The organism is Segetibacter aerophilus, assembly GCF_007991655.1.
In the GTDB taxonomy this organism is placed as follows: Bacteria; Bacteroidota; Bacteroidia; order Chitinophagales; family Chitinophagaceae; genus Segetibacter; species Segetibacter aerophilus.
Genome location: NZ_BJYT01000002.1, coordinates 321,526 through 343,471, shown reverse-complemented (window position 1 = coordinate 343,471; position 21,946 = coordinate 321,526). Strand labels below are relative to the sequence as shown.

Genomic DNA, 21,946 nt, shown 5'->3' with positions numbered 1-21,946 from the left:
ATTGATCTTTTAATAAGTTCTGCTAAAAAGAAAGTAAACTAATACTCGCTTTAAAAAGTGCCGTCCAAAGATGTATAGTTGAATGAAATGCGACGCAACGATGTAAAATCACGGAACAGATCTATGGTTTCAAAAACATCTTTAGTTGCTTAAAAAGACAGCAGTAAAACTAAAGCACGCTTAACTCCTAATTCCCCAAAGCCTCGCCCTTTGCATCTTTTTCGACCCCATTTGTAAAAAACGAAAAAATGGTAGAACCGTAGTTTCGCTGAAAACTGAAGCCCCGAAATTTTTCATAATCATTACGCGGCGTATGTTCGAGAACAAAATAACCACCTGGTGCGATTAACTTTTTGTTAGTGATTATTTTAGGTAATTCATCTATCGTTCCCAGCGCATACGGAGGGCCGGCAAAAATGAAATCAAATTGCTCGTTACACGTCGATAGGTAAGAAAATACATCGAGACGAAGTACTTTATAATTTTCAACCTTTAGCATCTCGAGGTTCTTCTTTATAAAATCGTGCATTGCTGCATCTTTCTCAATAATGGTAAGATCGCCGGCACCTCTTGAAGCAAGTTCATAACTAATGCTACCTGTACCGCCAAACAAATCGAGCGTCTTTATTCCTTCAAGATCAACGCGATGTTGCAGAATATTAAATAAACCTTCTTTTGCTATATCCGTTGTCGGCCTTGTATGAGGCATGTTTGCGGGAGGGTTAATTTTCCTTCCTCGAAATTCACCTGATATTATTCTCATAATGCAAGGTTGAAAAATGGTGTGAAATAGTGAAGCGGGTGCTCGCCCAGCTCGGGTATTGAAGCAGGCACAGTCTCGTTTTCTACAATCACCTTTTTAAAGTAGGTGATCAGTTCGCGATACAATTTAAAATCGAGGTCTATCATTCCTGAAATCTTAATTGTAAGCGTTTCACTGAAAAGCTCAAACCGTTGAGTGATATTCAACAAATAGTACAAGACGTCTTCAGGAGTTTCATAAGCAAAAGTTTGTATTAGTTGCAGAACGCCGTTCTTCATTACGGCTGCAATTAGGAAAGTATCGTAAAATTGTACGGCAATAAACTCATCGGAGACAAGAGCGGCACTGCTCGTAACTCTCCTGATGATATTTGTGTAAGAATGATGAAAAGTAGCTTTATTAAAACGTTTATCTAAGTAATTGTAAAGGTCTTCATTCACTCGATACACGTTCATCATGCCCGGTTCAACGGGTACATGTTGGAAATTGATTTTCGAAGAAAAGTCTTCGCCGTACACAAGGTTTAAATATTCCGGGGCTATTTCTTTACTAAACTTAAAAATAGGAACAGGTACACAAAACTCGTTGTTTATAAAAATTTTAGCGGAAGCGGGAGTAGACGATAAAATTTTGGAGTCGCGAGAAATGTCGGTAAAAAGCTGGTCTAACTTTTCGGCTTCTCCTTCGGCAAAAGTGAAAAGCTCACACGCTGCAATAACTCTTTTATTGTCTTTTGTTACTAGGCATGCAACGTGAGAATTTGCAATCTCAATAATTAGTTGATCACCTTCTTCAACGGCAAAAACTTCAGAACTAAAAATACTAAAACGCTTATTTGGCATCAATTTGAAATTGCGAGTGCAATTATACTAAAAAAATATGCCCTCGCCGTGATAAGCGTTTTATCTACATTACTGCATTTCTGAAAGCATTTTTTTACCTTCTGCTTTTATTGCCACATCATCGGGAGTGCGGGTTGGAAGCTTTACCATCTGATTAAGTACCGGGATTGCTTTCGAAGGCTGGTTGTCGTATTTGTATGCCTTTGCAAGGTCGAGAAAATTCAAAACATAATAAGGTTCCAGCACTTTGCACTTTTCCATGTACTTAAAAGCGTTTTCGAGGGAAGCATCAGGAATACCACCGAACAAAACTTTTAGCGCAGCCTTTTTTGCCCATGGAAAAGTGGCCATATCGAAGTTAAATTTGCCCAAAACATAATTTGCCTTGCCATGGTTAGGATCAATTGCAAGCGCTTTATCAGCATATAACTTTACCTCCTTTATGTCATTTGCTAGCTTCTTATTTTCTGTTTCAACCTCACTTAATTTGCTTGCTGCCACTGCCCTCACATAATTAGCATCTGCACTATTTGCATTAAGGGCAACAGCCTTGTCTGCATACTCTCTTGCCCGCTCGTAGTACTCCTGCCTTGCTTTCTTATCAACTTGCCTACCGCCAACAGAAGAACTTATTTCGCTGGCTCTAACAAGTGATTGAAGATTAGAAGGATCAGTTAAAAGAACGCTCTTGTATTTATCCAGTGCCTGCTCATCCTTCAATGACCGTTCAAGATTGGAAGCCTCCTTTAGTAGCACTTCAACATCTTGAGCAACTACTTTTCCTGCTAAAAATATAAACGCTATAACTAATAACCTTTTCATTTACTGTTATTTATCTTTTTACTTTATAAGTAACTCCCACTGATCCCTGGAAATTTTCTATCGGCGGATGCAATTTATAAATTGAAATCTCCACCGCTGTAACTATTGAAAATTTTGCAATTATTTCACTAGCAATCTCTGTTGCCAACGTTTCTAAAAGCAGCGTTGGCCTTTCCATTCTTTGCTTTACCACTTCTAATAAAACAGTATAATCTATGGTCTCTTCAATCTTGTTAATTACTATATCTACTGGTATATAACTAGTTAGGATATTTACTTCGTATTCTCCTCCTACTATTTCTTCACCTGCATCGAACCCGTGGTAGCCGTACAGTCTTATTTTTTGTAGCTCGATTTGCATTACTGCCTCCATGCACTATAGTTGATTGATTAAATAGAAAAGTAGCAGGAAAAAGTCTTTTTATAGCTTTTGATGAAATAGAAGGAATAATCTAATATTGGTAAAATCACCATTACTATTCCCTTATATAAAGCAGGCGTTCCTGAATTAATTAATAAACTAACAGACTGAACTACAGCTCACCTTTCATCATTAAATATTTTTCTGCATCAAGAGCTGCCATACATCCACTACCTGCTGCCGTTACTGCCTGGCGGTAGTGCTTGTCCTGCACGTCACCAGCGGCGAAGACGCCATCTACATTTGTTTTAGAAGTGCCAGGTATAGTTAGCAGGTATCCACTATCATCCATTTCTACCCAACCTTTAAAAATATCACTGTTTGGAGTATGTCCGATAGCAACAAAAAAAGCACTTAATTGTAAATCAGTCACTTCTCCCGTTTGATGATTTTTTATTCTAACTCCTTCTACTTTAGTTTCGCCCAAAACCTCTTCGGTAGATGAGTTCCAATGAACCTCGATATTAGGAGCTTTCAATACGCGGTCCTGCATAATCTTTGAAGCCCTCATTTGGTCGCGTCTTATAAGCATGTGAACTTTACTGCAGAGTTTGGACAGGTATAAAGCTTCTTCAGCCGCCGTGTCGCCTGCACCTACAATAGCTACTTCCTTTCCTTTGAAAAAGAACCCGTCGCAAACTGCGCAGGCGCTTACGCCGTATCCGTTTAAACGCTGTTCGCTTTCAAGGCCAAGCCATTTGGCTGAAGCACCCGTGCTAATGATGACAGTGTCTGCCACTATAAGTTTTTCGTCATCAATCCATACTTTATACGGAGCCTCCATAAAATCTACTTTGGTTGCAAGACCGTACCTAATGTCTGCCCCCATACGGGTCGCCTGTTTCTCAAAATTGATCATCATGTCCGGCCCTTGAATACCTTCGGGATAGCCGGGATAGTTTTCAACCTCTGTAGTAATTGTTAGCTGTCCTCCTGGTTGAATGCCTTGATATAAAACCGGTTTTAAATTGGCCCTAGCCGCGTATATGGCTGCGGTGTATCCTGCAGGTCCAGAACCTATTATTAAGCATTGAACCTTTTCCGTATTATTTTCCATTTTTCTCTAAATATTTTGCTCTTGGTGCTTGTTATAAAATGCAAGAATGCTTTAAACCTAAACACCTGGTTTTTAAAAAAGTTACCAAAAATAGATAACAAAGTGTAAAGGCGTGGAGCTTTCTACGGCAAGACCTAAGACTCTTAAGTAAACAAACGTTGCGCACTTAATTGCACAAAAAGTGCCTAAGTGATTAGTCATCTTTTTCTGCCATTTCTGTCAATAAACTTAATAGGATGCGGCAAAGTCGGCAGGTTGCGTGCTAGGAAAACCAGTTGCAATATATTCAGTATGTCACGAATACGAAACGCGACTAATCTTGCCTTTAAAATCCTTGGTCGAAATGGTCTAATTTCTTCTTATATAGTTGATTGTCATTATATAGTAAGAAATGTTGGCATGGTAATTTCTCTTTTTTTAAAAACTTAACCTTATGCTAAAAAATCTAAACTCATTACTTACGTTGCTGACCGTTTTAATATTATTTACCAGTTCGTGTGTGCCAAAAAGACAACTTTTGTCGGCCGAAGAAACAATCGATAAGCTTCGGTCAGATAGTACTCAATTTGCAAATAGAATCAGCAAACTAGAAGGTAATCTTAGTGATTTAGAAAGTAGAAGAACAGCTTTGCAACAACAATTAGAAGCAACCCGTAAAGAAGCAACGAGCCGTTTACAGGATGCTTCTTCGCGTTTAAATATGAGTCAGGAGCAAATAGCGGATCAACAACGACGGCTCGAGCAATTGCAATCACTAATAGATCAGCAAAAGAAAAATACCGAGTTGCTGCGGTCTAAAATTACCGACGCATTGGTTGGCTTTAATTCTAATGAACTTACAGTATCAACAAAAAACGGGAAGGTGTATGTAAGCTTACAGGAGAACCTCTTGTTTCCGTCTGGTAGTGCAGTAGTTAATCCAAAAGGTAAACAGGCATTAGGCAAACTTGCAGATGTTTTAAACTCGAACCCAAACATAAATGTCAATATAGAAGGTCACACCGACTCTATACCTATGAGAGGTAAGTTCGAAGACAACTGGGCGCTCAGTGTAGGCCGTTCTACAGCAATAGTTCGAATTCTCACCGATACTTATAAAGTTGATCCTACGCGTGTAACTGCCAGCGGTAGAAGTAAGTACGTTCCTGTAGATAGTAACTCTACTGCGGAAGGACGAGGAAAAAATCGTCGTACTGAAATTATCCTGGAACCTAAGCTGGATGAATTAATGCAGTTAATTCAAAATGGCAATAGTACGGGCCAGTAAAATCTTTAATAAAATTCTTTGAAGCAGCCAATTCGGCTGCTTTTTTTATTATAATCTTTACTGATCTGCGACCGGCTAACGGCTATAAACAAAAGAGCCGCTTCAAAAAGAAGCGGCTCTAATAATTTAAGCTATAATTATTAACCTAAGTAAGCTTTAAGCGCATTGCTATAACGCGCCTTTTGTAAACGTTTAATCGCTCTTTCCTTGATCTGGCGGATACGCTCTTTAGTCAAATCGTATTTTTGTCCAATTTGTTCAATAGTAACGCCATTCTCCCCATCAAGACCAAAGTAAGCATTAACAATTTCAGCTTCTCTTGGTGATAACGATTTAAGTACCCGACGAATCTCTTCTCTAAGGCTATCCTTCATTACATCATCGTCAGTATCATCGCCACCTTCAAGCAGGTCACCCATAGCCACATCTTCTGCCTCGTGTACTGGAGCATCTAAAGATGTATGACGAGTGTTGCTTTGAAAAATGTTATTAATTTCTGTCTCACTCATTTCAAGAATATCCGCAAGTTCTTCCGTGCTAGGTTCTCTTTCATGCTCCTGCTCAAAAGCCATATAAGCCTTGTTCGCTTTGTTATAAGTACCAATCTTATTTTGAGGTAAGCGCACAAGACGACCTTGTTCGGCCAATGCCTGTAATATCGATTGACGTATCCACCATACAGCGTAGGAAATAAATTTAAATCCTTTTGTTTCGTCAAAACGCTGAGCTGCTTTAATTAAACCCAGGTTTCCTTCATTTATTAAATCACTTAACGACAATCCCTGGTGTTGATACTGTTTAGCAACAGATACAACGAAACGGAGATTAGCAGTAGTCAATCGCTCCAATGCCCTCTGGTCCCCCATTTTTATTTTTTGCGCCAAGATCGTTTCCTCTTCAGGAGTAATCATGGGTATCTTCGAGATCTCCTGAAGGTATTTTTCTACCGCCTGGGAGTCACGGTTGGTAATCTGGGTCGCAATTTTGAGTTGCCTCATACTGTAAATATTATTTTAGAATTATAACACCTTAAAGATCATAGAAGTTCATTGTAGTATAATAGACGTCTCTAAGTGGAGCAAAGTTACGTTTCAACATTGATTTTTACCAGCTTTTGTGAAGAAACGTACCTGTTTTGTCTATAAATTAACCTGATCTCACCCTATTTTAAACTTATTTTTTACTTTTTCTAATCCCACGACTTCGGTATTGGGAGAAACAATTATCGTCACGTGAACGTGTTCCCTTACTTATCAATGCGCACATTATTTAAAAATATTATTCAAAAAGCATACCCCCACCTTCACAATAACTTCTTATTCTCTTAATTTCGCGGCTTATGATTGATTACAGATCAGACACCTTTACCAAACCTTCACCAGGAATGTTGGAGGCGATGTTCAAAGCGGAAGTTGGTGATGATGTGTATGGAGAAGATCCTACAGTTAACAGGCTAGAAAAGATGTTGGCTGAAATGTTTGGAATGGAATCGGCGATTTTTTGTCCTAGTGGTACAATGACCAACCAAATTGCCATAAAGTGTCATACAGTGCCGGGAGATGAAGTTATTTGCGACCACATGTCCCATGTGTATATTTACGAGGGTGGTGGAATAGCCCTAAATTCTGCCAGTTCTGTTCGTGCTGTACTTGGTGATAATGGAAGGTTGACAGCAGAGCAGGTTGCCGACTCAATTAACCCAGACGATATTCATAAACCCCGAACAAGCCTGATTAGCCTGGAAAATACCGCTAATCGCGGTGGTGGGAGTTGTTACAACTTAACTGAATTAAAGAATATTAGGGAAGTGTGTTTTAAAAACAATCTTGCATTGCACCTCGATGGGGCTCGATTATTTAATGCGATTGTTGCAAAAAATGAAAAGCCTGAAGAATATGGTCAAATCTTCGACAGCATTTCAATCTGTTTAAGCAAAGGTTTAGGTACACCTATCGGAAGCGTTTTACTGGGAACAAAAGACTTAATTAAAAGAGCAAGAAGGATCAGGAAAGTTTTTGGTGGGGGGATGAGGCAGGCGGGATATCTAGCCGCCGCCGGAATTTACGCGCTGGAAAATAATATAGCCCGGCTTGAAGAGGATCACGAACATGCGCGCCTGATTGCTGCTGCATTAGCAAAAAAGGACTTTGTTGCCGTTATTCTGCCAGTCGAAACCAACATCATTATTTTTGAAGTAAGTGGAAGAATACACCCTGTTGAGTTTGTCGAAAAGATGCGGGAAAATGAAATAAGAGTTACTGCAATTTCAAAGACGCAGGTGAGAATTGTTTTACATTTGGACGTAACGAAAGAAATGGTATCAAAAACAATTAAAGTGATCGAGCAACTTTAAGTATTGACAGCAGTTTTAAACGAAGAAAAAACACAAGCGAAACAATGTTTCCAAAAAATAACCCAACTAATACGCAGGCATGGCTTCTGTTGAAAAGACATTACGATGAAGAAATGCAGCGCACACATCTTCGCAAATTATTCGCTGCTGACGCGGAACGTTTTAAAAAGTTTTCTACTTCGTTCAATAATATTTTGTTTGATTACTCGAAAAATATTATTAACAATAAAACACTTCAACTATTATTTCAACTTGCTGAGGAATGCCAGGTGAAAGAGGGTATCCAGGCAATGTTCAACGGAGAAAAAATAAACGAGACCGAAAACAGATCTGTCTTACATGTTGCATTACGGAATTTCTCGGACATGCCCTACAATTGTGATGGCCAAAACGTGATGCCTGAAGTAGAAAAAGTGCGAGCGCATATGAAAGCTTTCACAGCAAAAGTGCACTCAGGTGAATGGAAGGGATATTCAGGCAAAAACATAAAATTTATAGTCAATATTGGGATTGGTGGCAGCGATCTTGGACCAGTGATGGTAACTGAGGCGCTGAAACCGTATTGGAAAGAAGGCATTCAACCTTACTTCGTCAGCAACGTAGATGGGACTCACATAGCCGAAACACTTAAAAAAGTAACTCCCGAGGAAACGTTGTTTCTTATAGCCTCAAAGACTTTTACTACCCAGGAAACGATGACCAATGCGCATACTGCAAGAGATTGGTTTTTGAAGACAGCAGTAGATGACGCACATGTCGCTAAACATTTTGTTGCTTTAAGTACAAATGAAAAAGAAGTAGTATCGTTTGGAATTGCACCAGAAAACATGTTTGTCTTCTGGGATTGGGTTGGAGGAAGATATTCACTTTGGAGCGCTATAGGTCTTTCTATTGCATTAACTATAGGATACGAAAACTTCGAAGAGTTGCTGAAAGGTGCCTACCTGGTGGATGAACATTTTAGAACTGAGAAGTTCGCGACGAATATCCCGGTAATAATGGCTCTTATTGGCGCCTGGTACACCAACTTCTTTGGAGCACAAAGCGAAGCCATTTTGCCGTACGATCAATACATGCACCGTTTTGCTGCATACTTTCAACAGGGAAATATGGAAAGCAATGGAAAAAGCGTTGACAGAAACGCTTACGAGGTCAACTACTCTACCGGGCCAGTTATTTGGGGTGAGGCAGGCACAAACGGACAGCATGCTTTTTACCAGCTCATTCACCAGGGCACTTTAATTATTCCCTGCGATTTTATTGCTCCTGCTATCAGCCACAACCCTATCGGTGATCATCATGTAAAACTGTTAAGCAATTTTTTTGCACAGACAGAAGCTCTGATGAATGGAAAAACTGAAGAAGAGGTAACTGCCGAATTAGTGAAAGCCGGTAAAACCAAAGAAGAAATTAAGAAACTGTTGAAGTTTAAAACCTTTAAGGGAAATAAGCCTACAAACTCTTTCTTAATTACACAAATAACTCCCGGAACTCTTGGAAGCTTGATAGCAATGTATGAACATAAAATCTTTGTTCAGGGAATTTTATGGAACATTTTTAGCTTTGACCAATGGGGAGTTGAGCTTGGTAAACAACTAGCCAGCAAAATACTTCCCGAACTTGAGAACCAGGATGAAGTTAAAGACCACGACTCTTCTACAAATGGTTTAATTAATTACTTCAAGCAAATACGAAAAGCCTAAAGGGATATTACTAGCTCCTTGCAAAGAACATTTTTGAGCAACTTTTGCGGAAAGCCAAATAATGCTACAAACGATGAACGGATTGCGACGCAACGATGCCAGACACGAGCTATCCGGCTGGTACTGGATAATAATATAATAGCAATAAGGATTTTATTAAGTCGTGTGCAGTTGGCGCTTGTTTTTGTTTGTGAAAATTACCAGTAAAACAATACCACTTATTACCAGAAAAGTTGCAATCAACTCCGCTTGTGTCGGGCTTATTCCGAAGAAATGGTACTTGGTATTTACTCTTATTAATTCAATACAGAACCTTTCCACTCCATTTACTATGAGATAAATGGCTGTTAGGACACCGGGAGTTTTAACGTTTTTGCGAATACTCCATAAAAAGGCAAATAGTAGCAGACATGCGATAATCTCATATAATGGTGTCGGAAAAACTGCCTGTGGTAGTTGCGCGCAATATTGGCCAACACAGTCCGGAATGCGGACTCCTTCGCTTACTACATTATGTGGGTAGGTATAAGCCCACGCCCAATCTGGCAACCACGAAAAAGGTTTAGGGTGCACATTTACGATACCCCAGTCACCATCTCCCGCAACCTGGCAGCCGATACGACCAAGGCCATAAGCGAGCATCATAGCAGGTGCGAAACAGTCAGCAACATGTATTGGTTTTAGGTTGTGTTTTCGACAATACCTCCAAATAGCAATCGTAGCGCAAATTAATCCACCGTAAAAAGTTAATCCGCTAAATGATATAAGAGAACCTATGGGATCTCTCACCAGGTCATTTATATTTTCAAGATTATGAAAAATCTTAGCACCCAAAAAGCCAAATACAAACGCATAGACAATCATATCTCCTACCCTTTCATGAGGCCATATTTTTACCAATCTTTCTTCAGGCTTTGCGAGTTTCGTTTTGTTTTTTTCTTGCCATTTCAGAAAGGCAAATAGAAGTCCCATAAAAATGCCGGCGCCCCAGTTACCCTGGCCTGAGAGGATATATGTTTGGGTGTCCACTAGTTTATCGCGATCTAAAAAAGCACCGATCAATTTAAAACCCATCAAAAAACCAAGAATAAAATTTATGAGAAGCTCTACTGCAGATGCAGGCTGGCCAACGAGAACTTTTTCTTCTTTGTAAGGAAGTAGTCCTTCTCTTGTTTTCCTTTTTAATTCAGCGGTCAATACAAGTGCAGCTCCCATGAAAGACAAGGCTACAAAAAAACCAAAAGAATTAATGAGTTTAAGACCTGTCCATTCAACTCCAAACAAGTCTTTAAAAGCGTAGTATAAATTGGGATACATTGATAGTAATTCGGTTCTGGGAAAGTATAAAAGTGCAATGTTAAAGAGAATTTGCCAGTAATAACTTATAGCGAATGTTGCTATAAATAAAAACCTCCCCCATTGAAATGGAGGAGGGTATTTACTAACCCATCCACGGCAAAGGCAAATAAGCCCGGATGAAAACTTATATATCTTTAATTGCTACTAGCAATGTTCTTCAAAGGCTGCAATAAGGTTACGTGCGATCATTTGAGCCGGACGACCTTCTATCATATGTCTTTCTATAAAATGAACCAATTCACCATTCTTAAATAATGCAATTGCCGGAGAAGACGGTGGATAAGGCATTAAATGCTCACGCACTCTTTGAATTGCTGCAGTATCGAAACCAGCGAAAGTCGTTGTTAAGTTTTCAGGCTTTTTAGTTGCATTAGCGACAGCCATTAAAACTCCGGGACGTGCTGAACCCGCGCTACAACCACATACACTATTAATCATTACCAACGTAGTTCCCTCTTTGTTTACATACTCATCTACAAGCTCAGGTGTATCTAAATCTTCAAAGCCATTATCGGTTAGCTCGGCTTTCATTGGTAATACTATTTCTTCAGGATACATTTATTTTTGTTTAGATGTGAGTTGATATTTATGAGCTACAAAAATACGTAGAAATGCAATTAATATTCGAAAAAGGAATGTTAATGGTAATTATGTCAGTACAAACGAAAGAAATAAGACTTAATGTCATGCATTTAGTACAATTGCTGACTTTTTGAAATTTTTTTATTGAAAGGAACGTGGTTTGATCTAGGGTAGTCAAACAAATAAAAAATACAAATTATGATACTTACAAAGTCTTACCCCGCGGCCAAAAACTTAAACAACGTTTTTGAGGAGCTATTCAACGCATTTCCAACAACATGGGGAAATGATATAACCAATAATACAACAGCACCAGTGAACATCAACGAAACTTCAGAGGGATACGACCTTCAGTTTAATGTTCCCGGAAGAAACAAAGAAGATTTTAAAATCAATGTTGAGAATGGTTTGCTAACCGTTAGCTACGAGAAGAAAGAACAAACTGAAGCCAAAGAGGTTAGGTCTGTTAGAAGAGAATGGTCATACCAAAGCTTCAAGCGTTCATTTACGCTAAGTGACAAGGTGAATGCAGATGGAATCGAGGCAAAATATGAGAACGGTATTTTGAAAGTTTATCTTCCTAAAAAAGAAGAAGTTAAAAATTCGCCTAAACAAATTTCAATTCAATAATCGATTAAACCTTTCTTACAGAAAGCAGTTTAATACAGTATAATAAAGATTGTTTCATAGCAGTTGGTTTTGGTTTTGTGAAACCCGGTGTTTTTACACCGGGTTTATTTTTTTATAACATTTCCACCTCCCTGATTTCATATAATTTACTGTTGTACTTTACAAACAAATATGGTCATGCAAAAAGCTGCACTCATCTTATTGTCGCTATTCACTTCTCTCACTACAATAGCGCAAGCTCCTAAAGAAAAAACTTTGCTGTGGCAGGTTTCAGGAAAGGGCATCACAAAGCCGTCTTACCTTTTTGGCACTATACACTTAATGTGTTCAGGTGAATTGAAAATGCCGGAGATGGTAAAAGAAAAGTTTAACTCAACATCAGAGCTATACCTGGAAATTGATATGGATGACCCTAACATGATGACAGAGATGATGGCGGGAATGCAGATGAAAGACTCATCCACCCTTGAAAAACTAATGGGTAATAAATTTGAAAAGGCAAACTCTATTTTTACAACATCTACGGGAATGCCTTTAAAAATGCTTAATACTGCCAAGCCCATGTTGGTTATGTCTATGATCTATCCTTCCTTATTAGGCTGTACACCTGTTAGCTGGGAAAGTGTTTTTCAAACAATGGCTAAAGAAAAAACAATAGAAGTAAAAGGTTTGGAAAAGCTGCAGGACCAAATTGATGTGTTTGAAAAAATCCCCTACAAAGTACAGTCAGACATGCTTGTAAAGACACTCTTAAATATAGACAGCGCAAAGATTGAGTTCCATGAAATGCTCGACGTGTATAAGAAGAAAGACATAGACAAGATGAATATATTGACCAACAAACAAGAAAACTTTGGCGAATACACAGATATCCTTTTAAGCGATCGTAACCACAACTGGATTCCTGTCATTGGGGAGGAAGCAAAGAAGCGGCCCACGTTTTTCGCCTTTGGTGCAGGCCATCTTGGTGGCGAAAACGGAGTTATCAATTTATTGAGAAAGGCCGGTTTTACAGTTAAACCTATTTTTTACGAATAACCCGCGTTCTAAACTTTTTTGTGTTCCGACATTTGTTTTCATAGCAACTTCGTTGTGTCACTCACTTCTAATATAAACCTTTATTGAACTCTTTTCCTAACTACCTTAATTACACTTGAAAAAGTATAGATTTCTATTTCTAAGTCTGATAACGGTATTGTTATTTATCAATGTATATATACTTGTAAATAGAAATAAAGGCTTTAAATACTTTCCTTTTAAATCGTACAGTCAACTGTATGTAACCGACTCTACATTGTATCTTGAAAATGTGCAGTTCAACAATGATACTCTCGCTCTTTTATTTTCTCTAAAGCTTCCTGCAACCAACTACAGACTTATTGTTGATGAAATTACTAACGCCGGCTTGATTAGTTCAGACAACAAACAGCTTCATATTCCACTTTTAAAAAACATTCATTCTTATCAATTAATTCCTGCTGATACGAATCAATTAGAAATTACTTTACAAATAGATCACTCTCAAAACACCGACGGGAACTTTACAAACGAGTTTATCTACTGTAACCTTCCAGGGCCACAAATAAAAGTTTCGGACTACAACCTGTGGACAAGAGGGATATCTTCTCTCAATTCAAATGAAGTTGAAAATGGGAACGAGTTACTGGCTGAAAATACCTCAGCATTTTCTGCATTAACAGACTCAGCCAGGTTAGTTGAAGTATGCAGACTAATCTCAAAACTTCGACCGAATAAAAATGGAATAAAAGCTTCTACGGTTTCTATGCAGCCGGCTTATGACCAACTGAAGTACGCAATGCAGAACAAAATAAATCTCGACTGCGGAAACTATTCAGTCATGATACATTACTTATGTAACCTGCTCGGTTTGCCCAGCCGCGTGATAACTTTTTCGGGTCCTGCAGGTAATTGGCAATATGGAGTGCATTATTATAATGAAGTTAACCTACGCGAAAAACAGCAGTGGGTTTTATGCGATGGCGTAAGCAATGCTTACATGCCTCATGACACTATTCGTTTTTATAACGCTGCTGACGTTTACAAAATGGCTCATGTAAACAGTTTCAACAACAAATCTGCTTACACCTTTGAGGGAAATAGTTTAAAGGAAGTTAGGTATGATAGTCTCAGCTACTGGCATTCGTACTACAATAGAAACAATGCAAACCTTTGTTATTTACATCCCGGCACTGGCGTACAAGATGGCAAGCTGAATTACGTTAAAGATTTCTATTCCTTCGACCGCAACTTCGATTTTTACAGCGACATCAATCAAAACGATTGGATGAAAATTTGTATAAAATTGGCGGCTTTTTACCTGATGCTGATAGTAGCACTTACCTACTTTGTATGGGAAATTAACAGAAATCGAAAAATCGACAAAAACATAGTACATCGATAGTTTCAACCTTTTATACCATATAATTAAAAAACCAACAATCCTCATTCTAAATACAATTATCCTTTCTCCTGGTATCAATTAAATACTGAATTTTCCATTGACCGTTTATTCTAACAAGATGGAAAGAGTTTACGCCGCAATGACTAAAGTTTCCCTTGTAATAGAATTGGTAAGGCGTCCATACAATTGCCAGGTCAGCATCAACTTTCACCATATCATAAGTTATCCGTTCGTCTGCATCACCTTTTGGCAATTTTGAAATCTGCTTCGCGAAATCATGAAAATCTTCATTTCGTATAGAAACTTTGCCTTCTTTGTTTTTGGCTATTGTCTGCATAATAGCACTGTCGGCAAAACATTGAGTAAGCATTAAACTATCACCGTTTTTCATGGCGGCAAACAACTTGTTGACTACCATCTTAACTGAATCAGTAGGAGTTTGACTGAACCCTTGAAGGCTAAACAACAGGCAAGCTGTAACAAAAAAGTATTTTCTCATATTCTAAATGTAGGGACAATCCTTTATACCGAAGCCTTTCCTTCGAATTCCAATCCCCGGTCATTTTTATCTAAAGCTTGCTTTATTTCCATTAACTCCGCCTGTGGCGCAGCAGGCAAGGCGTAATGAGTTGCGATATCAAGAAAGGCACTCATAAACGCCGTAGTATTATCTTGCAACGTTGAAAACATAGAACCGAGGTATTCATAATAAGCCTTCCCTTCACGTACATGTTGTTTTAAAAAAACATACAACCTGCCACCGACTACACCAATTGAATTGTTCAATTCATATACATACTGAACCTTACCTAGAATTTCGACCATCATAATCATTAATAATTTCTGTGTTAATAATAAGAATAACTGAAACTGTACAAGCAAAAGCTACGCCTACGTAAAGATTAATGGAACCTCCACAAAGGAGCTGTTGTTGAACCGAGCGTGGCAAGGATGTTCTTTATTTTGTTGCTGTTGGTAGCCAAAATAAATCTCACAACGAACGCCTAAAAAGCGATTGAGGGTCAAGCTTGTGATGCAAATAGGGAGTTATGGCATAACTAAAAAAGCCACCAAAAAGGTGGCTTTCAAAATATATTTTTATCAAGATTACATATAGCCAAGGATCTTTAACATGCTCTGGGCCGTCTGCTCCTTTGCGTACACCCAATCTTTTAGCTTACCGTCTTTATCGTGCCCAACAATAATATGCTTTGGACTTGGAATTAAACAGTGTTTGATACCTCCGTAACCGCTGATCTGATCCTGGTAAGCGCCAGTATGAAAGAAGCCAACATACAAAGGCTCTTCACCCGCTAACTTCGGCAGAAACACTTCATTAATGTGTTCTTCACTATCATAATAGTCGTGACTGTCACACGTGATACCGCCTAAAACCACACGGTGATATTCTTCATCCCACTTATTTATGGGCAACATGAGGAACTTCTCCCCGATGCCCCATGTATCAGGCAATGTTGTAATGAAGGATGAGTCAATCATGTACCAGTTCTCCCTGTCATTCTGCACTTTTTGACCTAATACGCTGTAGATATGCGCCATGCTTTCACCAACGGTAAAACTTCCAAACTCGGTGAAAATATTCGGCATTGGTACTTTGGCATTTTTACAGGCCTTTTTAATATTTCCGACAATTTCGTTGATCATAAACTGGTAATCGTAATCGAAGCCCAACGAATGTTTAATCGGGAAACCGCCACCAATATTTATACTATCAAGTTCAGGACAAATCTTTTTTAACTGGCAATAAAGATTGATGACTTTGTTTAATTCACTCCAATAATATATGTCGTCCTTGATGCCTTTATTCAAAAAGATATGAAGCATTTTTAAAGTGAACTTGTCTTCATAGCCTTCTATATGATCAACATAAAACTCAAGGATATCTTTCGGCCTTATTCCTAAACGTGATGTATAAAAAGGAAATGATGGCTCTTCTTCAGCTGCCACACGAATACCCAATTTGAAGGGCACTTTCACTGATTTTCTATAAGCATCCAATTCTTCCACATTATCCAGAACAGGAAATACATTCTTAAAACCAGTATTCAATAAATTGGCAATACGCTTTGTGTAGTTTTTTTGTTTGTAACCATTGCAAATGATAAAAGTATCCTTTGTGATTTTCTTTCTTTGATAGAGTTTTTTAATTATCTCGATATCGTAAGCATAAGAGGTTTCAAGGTGAATATTATGCTTTAAGGTCTCTTCAACTACAAAGGAAAAATGAGAGCTTTTTGTACAATAGCAATAGTTGTAGGCACCTTCATACTTATGCTTTTTAAAGGCATTCGCAAACATCTGCTTCGCCTTATTAATCTGCATACCAATCTTAGGCAGGTAGGTTAACTTAAGCGGCGTACCGTACTTGTCTATCAAGGCTTTGATGTCAAGGTTATTGTATTGCAGGTAGTTGTTTTCTAAATGAAATCCTTCTTGGGGAAAGTGGAAGGTTTGCTTCACCAGGTCGGTGTAAGAATTATTCATTGATGTATATAGGACCTTCTTTTAAATTGAATGAAACAGAATAATTGGTAAAATTAATTGATTGCATTATAATAAAAATAAAAAACCGGGAGCGAATAGTGCTCCCGGTAGTTAAAATTATTTTTCGTGCTGTTAATTACTTTACTGAAGCAACCAAAGCTGTGAAAGACGCTGGTTCGTTCATAGCGATATCAGCCAAAACTTTACGATTGATATCAATTCCTTTAACGGATAAAGCATTGATAAATTCGCTGTAAGTCATCCCTTCTGCTCTAACAGCAGCGTTGATACGTGCAATCCACAAAGTGCGGTATTCACGCTTTTTAAGTTTACGACCTACATAACTATAAGTCATACCCTTTTCAACAATATTCTTTGCTACCGTATAAACGTTTTTACGCTTACCATAGTAACCTTTAGCCTGGTCGAGAATTTTCTTTCTTCTGGCTCTCGATGCTACCGCATTTTTAGAACGTGGCATAAATTTTCAAATTTGGATTCCGTTTTCCGGAACAGTTTTTTTAATGAGATTTTCTTTCTTGAGTCTCCAATGTTGGAGGAACTACGACCTACTTAAGACCGAGTAAACGTTTTACAAAGTGCAGATTAGCTGGTGCTACCATTCCTTTTTGACGAAGAGAACGCTTACGCTTTGTAGATTTTTTAGTCAAAATGTGACGTTTGAAAGCCTTCTGGAAAGTAATTTCTCCTGATCCGGTTACTTTGAACCTTTTTTTTGCGCTTGAGTTTGTTTTAACCTTTGGCATTTAATAATCTTGATGATTACACCCTGCTGGCGTTCCCGAACTGACGGGACTCTTATGGAGCCGTGTGGGTAATGTCTGCTCTTCAAAAACTTTTACATTTTTTACAAAGCGGGTGCGAAGGTAACGGAAAACAAGGTAAAAAGAAATATTAAAGTATATTTTCTCTAAGTAGAAATTGCAAAATTTTAGCTGTAATGGCGTGCCTGTTATCTTAAATAGCCGAAGCAATCAGCAACAGATTCTTCAAACGCTTTGTAATTTCCTCTTTCCAGCAAATCCGCTTTAAATAGTTGCGAACCTAGACCAACTGCACTAGCGCCTGCGTCAAACCATGATCGTATACTTTCCCGAGTTGGAGATACTCCTCCTGTGATCATTAGCTTTACATTTGGTAATACCGCCTTTACGGCTTTCACAAAAGAAGTTCCCAACACCTCTCCAGGAAAAACTTTAATTACCTCGCAGCCTGCTTCTGTGGCGTAAAAAACTTCTTTAACGGTCATACAACCAGGCATGTAAGGAATTTTATTTTGATAACAAACATCAGACACCGTTTCGATAAAACAGGGAGAGACAATAAAAGAGGCGCCAGCTTCAATAAAAGCTTCTGCGTCTGCATCTTTCAAAACGGTTCCTGCACCTATTATATATCCTGGATAATTGGGAAGGTGGCTTTTGAGTAGTTTAAAGGTTTCCAAAGCATTTACTCCCCGATTCGTAAATTCAAAAGTCCTTATTCCCCCTGAATAACAGGCATTAAAAACACCGAAACTTACATCAGCACTTGAATTATAAAATACCGGAACCAGCGGATAATCTAATACGGTTTGAATAGTTGTTTGCTGACTCATGTTATTGTTTACAATCTTACTTTTGTTATTCAATTTGGTACCGAGCTTCTAGAACAGACCCTGACATCCTTGCGTCACACTTTTGTACATCATCTGGAGGAGCATCCTTTTTTAAATTGGTACCTGCATTTTTACTTCAATAATCATCAACCTTCACCTTTTGCACGTCCACAATTTTTCCAAAATTACCTCGTTTTACCTGAAACTTCGTGCAAAACCGGATCGCATAATTTGTGTGTAAAAATTTCTACTCCCTATAAAATCTAGTAGCTTTTTTTGCTCACATAGATTCGTTAAAAGTTGCCGGAGCATCAAAAAAATGAACGAAAATTTTGCTTCAAATGGTTGATAAAGAAGTTATTATTAGTAGTTTCTGGAAAGGCCTTTTTGTGTATCTTTTTAACCTTCAAACCATTATCTTTGCCTCCCGAAAAAATCGGGACTAAAAAATTGTAAACCCTTACTAGTATGCAACTGAAAGGTTTGGTAAAGATTTTCGCGATTGCGTTAATCTTGATTTGCTTGTACCAACTTAGTTTTACTTGGTTCGTCCACAACCATGAAAACAAAATGGAAGAAAGAGCTGCGAAATGGCTTAGTGCTAATTTCCCATCTCCTGAGAAAAAATACCCCGGAAACAAAGAGCTCCAGTCTTTATATGGTGACACGCTTAACAACCTCAAAAGAAGCCGTCTTCAACGCTTGCTGGATAGCACAAAAAGCGAAAAGATTGTGTTTGGTTTGGGTACTTATCAGTATGCAAAAGACCAGGAGTTAACCTATGGTTTGGATTTGCAAGGTGGAATGAACGTAACGATGGAAGTGGGTTTAGACGGTCTTATCAAATCTTTGTCTGGTTATAACCGTGACGCAAATTTCAACAAAGCGTTGGATGCGGCTAACGCAAGAAAAGCAAACAGTGGAGCGGACTATATTACGTTGTTTGCAGAGGAATATAAGAAACTAAATCCTAACGGAAACCTTGCTTCAATATTCGCCGCTACCAGCAACAAACGTATTACCTACCAAAGTAGCGACAATGCGGTAATGGATTATATACGTGGAGAGGCGAAAGGCGCGGTAAAAAATACTTTCAACATTCTTCGTACCCGTATTGATAAGTTTGGAGTTACCTCTTCAAACATCAACCTTGATGAAAATAAGGGAATAATTACTGTCGAACTACCAGGCGTTGCGGATCCTGAAAGAGTTAGAAAATACTTACAAGCAACTGCTAACCTGCAGTTTTTTGAAGTGTATAATATCGGTGATATCTATCCTTCATACCAGGCTGCAGAAAAATCGTTGGCCGCTGTTTTAAATGGCACGAAGGATACTACGGTCGCTAAAACTGACACTGCTTCTGCAGTTAAAACAACCAACGTTGATACTACCAAAGTAGCTAGAATAAGCGAACTTGATACTGCTAAAACAGTTAGCACTCCTAATGCGGCAACTGTAAAAAATCAAAATCCTATCAGTTCCATCATGCAGCTTATTCAGCCGCAACAGGGCAAAGATGGGCAAACGCAGTTTCCTGCTGCAATTGGTTACATACAAACAAAAGATACCGGCACTTTCAACAGCTACATGCAGATGGAAGCAGTTAAAAGCAAGTTTCCTGCTAACCTTGTTTGGATGTTTGGAAAGCCAGAATCTGAAGATCCTAAAGCAGCAGGTATTTTACCTGTTTACGCAGTCAAAACTGTTGAAGGCGGTGGAGCTCTGGCTAAACTTGAAGGTGAGCACGTAAGTGACTCTCGTCAAGACTTTGATGAAAGAGGCCGCGTTGCTATCAAGATGACCATGGACAAAGTCGGTGAAAGGATCTGGGCTAAAATGACCGGCGATAACATTGGTAAGCCAATTGCAATTGTAATGGATAATCTCGTTTATAGTGCACCTTTTGTAAACGGTGTTATTCCTAATGGTAGCTCAGAAATTACCGGAAGTTTCTCCCTTACAGAAGCGCAAGACTTAGCAGACATCTTAAAGAGTGGTAAACTTCCCGCTCCTGCAAAGATTGTTCAGGAGCAAGTTGTCGGACCAACGCTCGGACAAGATGCTGTTCGTGGCGGTACCACAGCCTTTATCGTTGCATTTATTATCATTTTCGCCCTGATGCTTATTTACTTTAATACAGCAGGATGGGTTGCTAACATCGCCCTAATCTTAAACCTATTGTTTACCATTGGTATTTTGGCTGCCTTAGGTGCATCATTGACTGCTGCGGGTATTGCAGGTCTTGTACTTACCATTGGTCTTGCCGTCGATACTAACGTAATTATATTCGAGAGAATTAAAGAAGAACTTACCCGCGGTAAAAATTACCAGTTGGCTGTTAACGATGGTTACAAGCGTTCTTATGCGCCCGTACTTGATGCGCACGTGACAGTTTTAATGACTGCATTAATTCTGTTCTACTTCGGATTAGGACCCGTGCTAGGCTTCGCTACAACTCAAATTCTAGGTATCCTTCTTTCATTGTTTTGTGGTATCCTGATTTCAAGACTAGTATCTGACTGGTACACTAATAAGAACCGTCACTTTGAATATTTTACGGGAATAAGCAAAAAAATCTTCAAGCATGCTGCTTTTAAATTTATTGAATATCGCAAAATTGCTTATGGTATTTCTATTGTTGTAGCCCTGCTTGGTATTGGTTCGTTTTTCAACGGTTTCGACGAAGGTGTTGAGTTTAGTGGTGGTCGTAGCTACACTGTCCAGTTTGACAGGCCGGTAGAACACGATGCGCTAATGAATACTTTGAAACAGGAATATGGCGAATACCCTGTCGTTAAAAGTATTGGTAACAACCGTCAATGGAATATCACCACGTCTTACAAAATCAAAGAACCCGGTAGCAACATTGACTCTCTTGTCGAACTTAAGTTGTTCAATGGTTTGAAGAGTTACCTACCGCAGGGACTAACCTATCGCGAATTTGATACTCGTTATAAAAAAGCTTCGCAAACAGTTTTACCAACCATTTCTGATGACTTGAAAACAGGTGCTAAAACAGCTACAATCGTTTCTCTGTTAGCTATCTGTTTGTATATCTTCCTTCGTTTCCGTGATTGGAGATATTCATTGGGAACTATTATAGCATTGTTGCACGACGTATTTGTAACATTAGCCGTATTTAGTTTCTTAAAAGGTGTCGTTCCTTTCCCTTTAGAAATCGATCAACACTTCATTGCTGCTATTCTAACAGTAATTGGTTTCTCGATGAATGATACGGTTATTGTATTTGACCGTATTCGTGAAGACAGCCGTTTGATGAAAAATACTGACAAAGGAACAATCATAAACAAAGCGATCAACGAAACATTAAGCCGTACTATAATGACCTCGTTAACTGTGTTCCTAACGATCCTATCACTCTTCATCTTTGGTGGTGAAGTAACGCGGGGATTTGCTTTCGCAATGTTGATAGGTGTTGTTACAGGTACTTACTCTTCGATTTTTGTTGCCGCACCAATATTGATGGATTTTGCTAAAGACAAACCATTAGGACAAGCCGATACAGTTGCGCCTAAAGCTGCGCCTGTAAGAGCGAGAGTGGTTTAAGATATATAATGTAAACTTCAAAGAGAGCTGCA

Annotated in this window: 21 protein-coding genes; 7 read left to right on the top strand and 14 right to left on the bottom strand. The window is 38.7% G+C overall.

Annotated elements, in window-relative coordinates; translation table 11 throughout:
- Positions 1-187: 187 nt before the first annotated feature.
- From SAE01_RS04910 to trxB, 5 genes are all read right to left on the bottom strand, one after another.
- Positions 188-763: an RsmD family RNA methyltransferase gene (locus tag SAE01_RS04910; RefSeq protein ID WP_147202537.1), complete on the bottom strand. Its 576-nt coding sequence runs from the start codon at positions 761-763 to the stop codon at positions 188-190.
- Positions 760-1,605 (bottom strand): DUF3822 family protein, encoded by an 846-nt coding sequence (locus SAE01_RS04905; RefSeq protein ID WP_147202536.1) that lies wholly within the window; start codon positions 1,603-1,605, stop codon positions 760-762. Before SAE01_RS04905 ends, SAE01_RS04910 begins: the two co-directional genes overlap by 4 nt.
- 69 nt (positions 1,606-1,674) lie before the next feature.
- Positions 1,675-2,427, bottom strand: a complete 753-nt coding sequence (locus SAE01_RS04900) for a tetratricopeptide repeat protein (protein WP_147202535.1) — start codon at positions 2,425-2,427, stop codon at positions 1,675-1,677.
- Between the two features lie 10 nt (positions 2,428-2,437).
- A complete protein-coding gene (locus SAE01_RS04895; protein ID WP_147202534.1) occupies positions 2,438-2,800 on the bottom strand; it encodes a dihydroneopterin aldolase in 363 nt (120 codons plus the stop codon).
- 160 nt (positions 2,801-2,960) lie between these two features.
- Positions 2,961-3,905 carry a thioredoxin-disulfide reductase gene (gene trxB / locus SAE01_RS04890; RefSeq protein WP_147202533.1) on the bottom strand — a complete coding sequence of 315 codons (945 nt, stop codon included), beginning with the start codon at positions 3,903-3,905 and terminating at the stop codon, positions 2,961-2,963.
- A gap of 433 nt (positions 3,906-4,338) precedes the next feature.
- On the opposite strand from trxB, the gene SAE01_RS04885 reads away from it, so the two are divergent.
- Positions 4,339-5,172 (top strand): OmpA/MotB family protein, encoded by an 834-nt coding sequence (locus SAE01_RS04885; protein WP_147202532.1) that lies wholly within the window; start codon positions 4,339-4,341, stop codon positions 5,170-5,172.
- 140 nt (positions 5,173-5,312) lie between these two features.
- Here SAE01_RS04885 and SAE01_RS04880 read toward each other — a convergent pair whose 3' ends face one another.
- Positions 5,313-6,170, bottom strand: coding sequence for a sigma-70 family RNA polymerase sigma factor (locus tag SAE01_RS04880; protein WP_018615655.1), 858 nt, complete (start codon positions 6,168-6,170; stop codon positions 5,313-5,315).
- A 341-nt stretch (positions 6,171-6,511) separates the two neighbouring features.
- Here SAE01_RS04880 and ltaE point away from each other — a divergent pair, with 341 nt between their 5' ends.
- Positions 6,512-7,525, top strand: a complete 1,014-nt coding sequence (gene ltaE / locus SAE01_RS04875; RefSeq protein ID WP_147202531.1) for a low-specificity L-threonine aldolase — start codon at positions 6,512-6,514, stop codon at positions 7,523-7,525.
- Positions 7,526-7,569: 44 nt separating this feature from the next.
- Entirely contained in the window at positions 7,570-9,228 is a 1,659-nt protein-coding gene (pgi, locus tag SAE01_RS04870) for a glucose-6-phosphate isomerase (RefSeq protein ID WP_147202530.1), read from the top strand.
- A gap of 156 nt (positions 9,229-9,384) precedes the next feature.
- On the opposite strand, the gene SAE01_RS04865 is transcribed toward pgi, so the two are convergent.
- Positions 9,385-10,545, bottom strand: coding sequence for a prolipoprotein diacylglyceryl transferase (locus SAE01_RS04865; protein ID WP_147202529.1), 1,161 nt, complete (start codon positions 10,543-10,545; stop codon positions 9,385-9,387).
- A 186-nt stretch (positions 10,546-10,731) separates the two neighbouring features.
- Complete coding sequence (locus SAE01_RS04860) at positions 10,732-11,145, bottom strand: BrxA/BrxB family bacilliredoxin (protein ID WP_147202528.1); 414 nt, start codon at positions 11,143-11,145, stop codon at positions 10,732-10,734.
- A gap of 222 nt (positions 11,146-11,367) precedes the next feature.
- Between SAE01_RS04860 and SAE01_RS04855 the strand changes: the two genes are divergently transcribed.
- The 3 genes from SAE01_RS04855 (at position 11,368) to SAE01_RS04845 (ending at position 14,221) form a co-directional block, all read left to right on the top strand.
- Positions 11,368-11,799 (top strand): Hsp20/alpha crystallin family protein, encoded by a 432-nt coding sequence (locus SAE01_RS04855; protein ID WP_147202527.1) that lies wholly within the window; start codon positions 11,368-11,370, stop codon positions 11,797-11,799.
- Positions 11,800-11,976: 177 nt separating this feature from the next.
- Complete coding sequence (locus tag SAE01_RS04850) at positions 11,977-12,837, top strand: TraB/GumN family protein (RefSeq protein WP_170234078.1); 861 nt, start codon at positions 11,977-11,979, stop codon at positions 12,835-12,837.
- Positions 12,838-12,952: 115 nt separating this feature from the next.
- Positions 12,953-14,221: a hypothetical protein gene (locus SAE01_RS04845; RefSeq protein ID WP_147202525.1), complete on the top strand. Its 1,269-nt coding sequence runs from the start codon at positions 12,953-12,955 to the stop codon at positions 14,219-14,221.
- A gap of 46 nt (positions 14,222-14,267) precedes the next feature.
- Here the strand turns inward: SAE01_RS04845 and SAE01_RS04840 are convergent, their stop codons facing one another.
- From SAE01_RS04840 to SAE01_RS04815, 6 genes are all read right to left on the bottom strand, one after another.
- Entirely contained in the window at positions 14,268-14,720 is a 453-nt protein-coding gene (locus SAE01_RS04840) for a nuclear transport factor 2 family protein (RefSeq protein ID WP_147202524.1), read from the bottom strand.
- A 23-nt stretch (positions 14,721-14,743) separates the two neighbouring features.
- Positions 14,744-15,049 (bottom strand): hypothetical protein, encoded by a 306-nt coding sequence (locus SAE01_RS04835; protein WP_147202523.1) that lies wholly within the window; start codon positions 15,047-15,049, stop codon positions 14,744-14,746.
- Positions 15,050-15,328: 279 nt separating this feature from the next.
- Positions 15,329-16,726, bottom strand: coding sequence for a type III PLP-dependent enzyme domain-containing protein (locus SAE01_RS04830; protein ID WP_147202522.1), 1,398 nt, complete (start codon positions 16,724-16,726; stop codon positions 15,329-15,331).
- Between the two features lie 136 nt (positions 16,727-16,862).
- Positions 16,863-17,207 (bottom strand): 50S ribosomal protein L20, encoded by a 345-nt coding sequence (gene rplT / locus SAE01_RS04825; protein ID WP_147202521.1) that lies wholly within the window; start codon positions 17,205-17,207, stop codon positions 16,863-16,865.
- Between the two features lie 88 nt (positions 17,208-17,295).
- Positions 17,296-17,493 (bottom strand): 50S ribosomal protein L35, encoded by a 198-nt coding sequence (gene rpmI, locus SAE01_RS04820; RefSeq protein WP_147202520.1) that lies wholly within the window; start codon positions 17,491-17,493, stop codon positions 17,296-17,298.
- Positions 17,494-17,699: 206 nt separating this feature from the next.
- Positions 17,700-18,344 (bottom strand): beta/alpha barrel domain-containing protein, encoded by a 645-nt coding sequence (locus tag SAE01_RS04815; protein WP_147202519.1) that lies wholly within the window; start codon positions 18,342-18,344, stop codon positions 17,700-17,702.
- Positions 18,345-18,812: 468 nt separating this feature from the next.
- On the opposite strand from SAE01_RS04815, the gene secDF reads away from it, so the two are divergent.
- Entirely contained in the window at positions 18,813-21,914 is a 3,102-nt protein-coding gene (gene secDF, locus SAE01_RS04810) for a protein translocase subunit SecDF (protein ID WP_147202518.1), read from the top strand.
- Positions 21,915-21,946: the final 32 nt, after the last annotated feature.

What these genes read in the sequence shown, in the direction of transcription:
- SAE01_RS04910 (WP_147202537.1), bottom strand. Translation starts at nt 763, where the DNA reads ATGAGAATAATATCAGGTGAATTTCGAGGAAGGAAAATTAACCCTCCC.
- SAE01_RS04905 (WP_147202536.1), bottom strand. Translation starts at nt 1,605, where the DNA reads ATGCCAAATAAGCGTTTTAGTATTTTTAGTTCTGAAGTTTTTGCCGTT.
- SAE01_RS04900 (WP_147202535.1), bottom strand. Translation starts at nt 2,427, where the DNA reads ATGAAAAGGTTATTAGTTATAGCGTTTATATTTTTAGCAGGAAAAGTA.
- SAE01_RS04895 (WP_147202534.1), bottom strand. Translation starts at nt 2,800, where the DNA reads ATGGAGGCAGTAATGCAAATCGAGCTACAAAAAATAAGACTGTACGGC.
- trxB (WP_147202533.1), bottom strand. Translation starts at nt 3,905, where the DNA reads ATGGAAAATAATACGGAAAAGGTTCAATGCTTAATAATAGGTTCTGGA.
- SAE01_RS04885 (WP_147202532.1), top strand. Translation starts at nt 4,339, where the DNA reads ATGCTAAAAAATCTAAACTCATTACTTACGTTGCTGACCGTTTTAATA.
- SAE01_RS04880 (WP_018615655.1), bottom strand. Translation starts at nt 6,170, where the DNA reads ATGAGGCAACTCAAAATTGCGACCCAGATTACCAACCGTGACTCCCAG.
- ltaE (WP_147202531.1), top strand. Translation starts at nt 6,512, where the DNA reads ATGATTGATTACAGATCAGACACCTTTACCAAACCTTCACCAGGAATG.
- pgi (WP_147202530.1), top strand. Translation starts at nt 7,570, where the DNA reads ATGTTTCCAAAAAATAACCCAACTAATACGCAGGCATGGCTTCTGTTG.
- SAE01_RS04865 (WP_147202529.1), bottom strand. Translation starts at nt 10,545, where the DNA reads ATGTATCCCAATTTATACTACGCTTTTAAAGACTTGTTTGGAGTTGAA.
- SAE01_RS04860 (WP_147202528.1), bottom strand. Translation starts at nt 11,145, where the DNA reads ATGTATCCTGAAGAAATAGTATTACCAATGAAAGCCGAGCTAACCGAT.
- SAE01_RS04855 (WP_147202527.1), top strand. Translation starts at nt 11,368, where the DNA reads ATGATACTTACAAAGTCTTACCCCGCGGCCAAAAACTTAAACAACGTT.
- SAE01_RS04850 (WP_170234078.1), top strand. Translation starts at nt 11,977, where the DNA reads ATGCAAAAAGCTGCACTCATCTTATTGTCGCTATTCACTTCTCTCACT.
- SAE01_RS04840 (WP_147202524.1), bottom strand. Translation starts at nt 14,720, where the DNA reads ATGAGAAAATACTTTTTTGTTACAGCTTGCCTGTTGTTTAGCCTTCAA.
- SAE01_RS04835 (WP_147202523.1), bottom strand. Translation starts at nt 15,049, where the DNA reads ATGATGGTCGAAATTCTAGGTAAGGTTCAGTATGTATATGAATTGAAC.
- SAE01_RS04830 (WP_147202522.1), bottom strand. Translation starts at nt 16,726, where the DNA reads ATGAATAATTCTTACACCGACCTGGTGAAGCAAACCTTCCACTTTCCC.
- rplT (WP_147202521.1), bottom strand. Translation starts at nt 17,207, where the DNA reads ATGCCACGTTCTAAAAATGCGGTAGCATCGAGAGCCAGAAGAAAGAAA.
- rpmI (WP_147202520.1), bottom strand. Translation starts at nt 17,493, where the DNA reads ATGCCAAAGGTTAAAACAAACTCAAGCGCAAAAAAAAGGTTCAAAGTA.
- SAE01_RS04815 (WP_147202519.1), bottom strand. Translation starts at nt 18,344, where the DNA reads ATGAGTCAGCAAACAACTATTCAAACCGTATTAGATTATCCGCTGGTT.
- secDF (WP_147202518.1), top strand. Translation starts at nt 18,813, where the DNA reads ATGCAACTGAAAGGTTTGGTAAAGATTTTCGCGATTGCGTTAATCTTG.